The organism is Pseudoalteromonas sp. PS5 (assembly GCF_004103255.1).
GTDB classification, from domain to species: domain Bacteria; phylum Pseudomonadota; class Gammaproteobacteria; order Enterobacterales; family Alteromonadaceae; genus Pseudoalteromonas; species Pseudoalteromonas peptidolytica.
Map to the genome: position 1 here is coordinate 1 of NZ_RCSQ01000139.1, position 3,992 is coordinate 3,992.

Annotated in this window: 4 protein-coding genes and 1 pseudogene; 3 read left to right on the forward strand and 2 right to left on the reverse strand. The window is 41.7% G+C overall.

Going from position 1 to position 3,992, the window contains the following annotated elements; translation table 11 throughout:
- Positions 1-150: 150 nt before the first annotated feature.
- Positions 151-696 carry a gamma carbonic anhydrase family protein gene (locus tag D9603_RS16425; protein WP_128732129.1) on the forward strand — a complete coding sequence of 182 codons (546 nt, stop codon included), beginning with the start codon at positions 151-153 and terminating at the stop codon, positions 694-696.
- Here D9603_RS16425 and D9603_RS16430 read toward each other — a convergent pair.
- Entirely contained in the window at positions 682-915 is a 234-nt protein-coding gene (locus tag D9603_RS16430; protein ID WP_125253689.1) for a DUF1488 family protein, read from the reverse strand. The two genes, D9603_RS16425 and D9603_RS16430, sit on opposite strands and share 15 nt — an antisense overlap.
- 2 nt (positions 916-917) lie before the next feature.
- Positions 918-1,730, reverse strand: a complete 813-nt coding sequence (gene aroE / locus D9603_RS16435) for a shikimate dehydrogenase (protein WP_128732130.1) — start codon at positions 1,728-1,730, stop codon at positions 918-920.
- Between the two features lie 28 nt (positions 1,731-1,758).
- Between aroE and D9603_RS16440 the strand changes: the two are divergent.
- Together D9603_RS16440 and D9603_RS16445 are read left to right on the forward strand one after the other, a co-directional pair.
- A pseudogene (locus D9603_RS16440) lies at positions 1,759-2,207 on the forward strand (group II truncated hemoglobin).
- A 105-nt stretch (positions 2,208-2,312) separates the two neighbouring features.
- Positions 2,313-3,920 carry a methyl-accepting chemotaxis protein gene (locus D9603_RS16445; RefSeq protein WP_125253686.1) on the forward strand — a complete coding sequence of 536 codons (1,608 nt, stop codon included), beginning with the start codon at positions 2,313-2,315 and terminating at the stop codon, positions 3,918-3,920.
- The last annotated feature ends 72 nt before the right edge of the window (positions 3,921-3,992 follow it).

Consider the following 3,992-nt stretch of genomic DNA (forward strand, 5'->3'; position numbering starts at 1 on the left):
TTTTTTTGAAGAAAATTGCGAAAAAACGTTTGTTCGAGCAAAAATAAAGCGAAACGTCTATTTTTGACACTTTCACTTATCTTTTTGCAGTTTTTTCATACTAGAGTTTTACAATTCAACACTCTACACTAGTGACACAAGACACGAGAGATGAGTAATCTAGGCATGCTTAGAAGTTATAAAGGTAAATCCCCACGCTTAGCACAAGGCGTTTATATTGATGAGTCATCCGTTTTGGTTGGCGATATAGAAATTGGCGAAGACAGCAGCGTTTGGCCATTGGTTGCAGCCAGAGGCGATGTGAACTACATCAAGATAGGTACACGAACCAATGTTCAAGACGGCAGCGTACTGCATTTAACAAGAAAGAGCGCTTCAGTACCTGACGGTTACCCGCTTATTATTGGTGATGATGTGACTGTTGGTCATAAAGTCATGCTGCATGGTTGCAAACTTGGTAATCGTATTCTCGTGGGTATGGGTGCAATTATTATGGATAACGTCACCGTAGGAGATGACGTTATCATTGGTGGTGGTGCACTTGTCCCGCCTAATAAGAACCTTGAGTCCGGTTTTTTATATGTCGGCAGTCCGGTAAAACAAGCAAGACCCCTCACCGAACAAGAGCTACAATTTTTAAAAGTGTCTGCTCAAAATTATGTGGAGTTGAAAGATGAATATTTAGAGGAAAGCTAAGCTTACCTCTCCTGCCTCATTAAACGCTTCATCTTCAATTAACTGCTCAGCCTGCATTTCATAATCAAATTGATGCTGAGCAAAGTGCGCTAATGCAGCCTCCAGATCAAGCTCTGTTGTTATTTTACAGCGGATCAACTGCCCACAGGCCATTGCTGTAAAAGTTAACTCACCTTGCTGATAACTGATGTCATCATTAAACAGTATTGCTTGATTCATATTCAACCTCTAATCAGCTTGGACGTTTTTGATGTATCAGGTCGTACACCTCGCCATTGATAAAATGCTTCAGCGGCTTGCTCTACTAACATACCGATACCATCGATTAATTGCGTATCTTGGTTATGTTGTGCGACCCAGTTTAAGAAACTTGTTTGTTGCTCACTGTAAAACATATCATAAGCAACCAAACAAGATGTAAAAACAGATGCGCAGATCGCAGGCACCTCTCCTGTAATACTGGAAGAGGTAGAATTAATCACAATATCAAATCCAATATCAGGAATACTATCTAGCCCACAGCCTTTAACATCCCCATAGGTGACAAATTGCTTAGCCAACTGTATTGCCTTTGATTCTGTACGATTGCTCACTACTACCTGCTTCACTCCAGCTTGCAGGAGTGGATAGATACATCCTTTGGCCGCGCCTCCTGCACCTATCAATAAGATAGTCGCACTATCTAGCTTTACTTGATGATTGATCAGATCTCTTACAAGACCTTCTCCATCGGTATTGTCGCCTTTAACTTTGCCATCTTTTTGCTTGATCAGCGTATTCACAGCACCTGCCAATTTGGCTCGCTCAGTCAATGTATTTGCAAAACTAAATGCTTGCTCCTTGAAAGGTAATGTCACATTTGCACCGCTTCCACCTTCAGCAAAGAATGTCGATACAGTTTGAACAAAAGCATCTACTGGTGCCAAAATAGCTTCGTATTCTAATTGCTGCTGACTTTGTTTTGCGAATTGCGCATGGATTGCTGGCGATTTAGAATGCTTTATTGGATTACCGAATACCGCGTATTTGTCCATCGTTTTAGAGCGCCTTGAAAGAGTTATTATGAAACAGTTAATTAAACGCATCTTCAATAAAGATGAACCACCGAACAAATAAATAGTGCTCCATCCCCAGAAAAAACCCCGTATGAAATCATTGGTGGAGAACAAGGTGCTCGAGACCTTGCTAATCGTTTCTACGATATTATGGCAACCGATCCCTACGCAAAACCGCTTTACGACATGCACCCACAACCACTAGACCGGATAAGACAAGTATTCTTTGAGTTTCTTTCGGGTTGGCTCGGTGGCCCAGATTTATTTACAGAAAAATACGGTCATCCGCGTTTAAGAATGCGCCATATGCCCTTTTCTATCGACCAAGATTTACGGGATCAATGGATGCACTGCATGAATAAAGCGTTAGACTTAGAGGTTGGTAACCCATTATTAAGAGAGGGGCTAAGACAATCCTTAGCGCAACTCGCTACACATATGATTAATCAAGATTAATAAAAAAGTACCAGTTATATTAAATTGCGCGGCAATTTTGCGCTAGGTCAAAACCTGTTCTTGAGTAGAGACGCATAATCACTGTTCTAATTGTGAACAGGTGCGATGCGTGTGAAATCTATTCAACATAAAATTTATGCGTTACTGGCAGTGACTGGCGTACTCGTCCTCATTGCTAGTATTCTCAGTAGTAGTAGTCAACAAAAAACTCTCGCTGAAGAAACCGTCGAAAGTAATATAAGGCTGTTAGCTGACAATTACTTTGACTCGATCAATACAATGATGCTGACGGGCACCATGGCTAATCGCGAGATCCTTAGTGATAAAATTCGTAATCACCCAAATATTGAAGATGCCCACATTATTCGCGCAGAACTTGTGAATAAGCTGTATGGACCGGGTAACCCAAATCAAGCACCAAACTCACAAGTGGAGCTTGATGCACTTGATGGCAAAGAAACACTCGTCATTGAACAACGTGATGGCAATCGCATCATGACATACCTCAAGCCAATGGTAGCGATGGAGAATTACAAAGGGACAAACTGTTTAGGGTGTCATCAAGCAAAAGAAGGAGATGTGCTCGGGGCAGTAAGAATAAGCTACTCACTTGCTGATATTGATAATACTGTGCATAACAATACTTGGCTAAGTACGGCCTTGTTGTCAGGTATATTTATCACCACTTTTGTCATTTTAGGCGTGCTGTTCAGAAAGCTCTTCATTTTAAGATTAAAAACGCTTGGCCGTACCATGCGCTTGGCGACAACGAATAAAGATTTATCGTTGAGAATTGACGATAATGTTGATGATGAATTAGGACGTTTAGCGACTAATTTCAATAAAATGATGGATAGCTTTAAAGATAATATCTCTCAGTTATCTCATTCATCCAAAATACTGATCCATTCCGCTGAATCTATTTATGCGTCAGCAGAAACCACTGAACTTGCAATTCAAGAGCAAAAGCAAGGAACCGACTCTGTTGCTGCAGCAATTAATGAATTAGAAAGCTCCTCCAGCGAAGTAAAGAACACCACTCACTTTGCATCAGAAAAATCTGATAGCAGCAATCACCTTGCAGAAGAGAGTATGGCTGTTGCTAATCACACAGAGCAAAGTATTAACCAGTTAGCGCAAGATGTGCGACAAGCCGCTGAGCAAGTTTCTCAATTACAAGCGCAGACATTAGAAGTGGGTAAAGTTTTAGAAGTGATCAGTAGCATTGCGGAACAAACCAACCTTCTAGCACTCAATGCAGCGATAGAAGCCGCTCGCGCAGGAGAAGCTGGTCGAGGATTTGCCGTCGTGGCTGACGAAGTTAGAACGTTGGCAACTCGTACCCACGACTCAACAGATGAAATTAAGCGCACCATAGACAAGCTACAGTCTGAAGCGCAACAAACAGTAGCAGCGATGAGTGCTTCTTGTGAAGAAGCGGATGATCGTGCCAATCAAGTGAAAAAAGTCGCACAAGCATTAAAAGATATTTCGACGCAAATGCACGAGATTAATGCTCTTAATCTACAAATTGCAGATGCGACAGAACAGCAAAATTTAGCCGCGGAGGAGATAAATCGTAGTGTCGTGGCTATCAGTGATAATGCTGAACGCTCACTTGTTGACGCCCATGGTTCCAAACAGATCAGCGAAGAGCTACTCACACTCGCACGTAACCTCGATGACCAAGTACGTGGGTTTAAATTAAGTTAGGGAACCTGATGTTTGGATAGTTATTCTCTTCTTCAAACATCAGATTAGATAAATAAAAAGGAGCCTAGGCTC

Coding starts and splice junctions, on each gene's coding strand:
- D9603_RS16425 (WP_128732129.1), top strand. CDS start 151: ATGAGTAATCTAGGCATGCTTAGAAGTTATAAAGGTAAATCCCCACGC.
- D9603_RS16430 (WP_125253689.1), bottom strand. CDS start 915: ATGAATCAAGCAATACTGTTTAATGATGACATCAGTTATCAGCAAGGT.
- D9603_RS16445 (WP_125253686.1), top strand. CDS start 2,313: ATGCGTGTGAAATCTATTCAACATAAAATTTATGCGTTACTGGCAGTG.
- aroE (WP_128732130.1), bottom strand. CDS start 1,730: ATGGACAAATACGCGGTATTCGGTAATCCAATAAAGCATTCTAAATCG.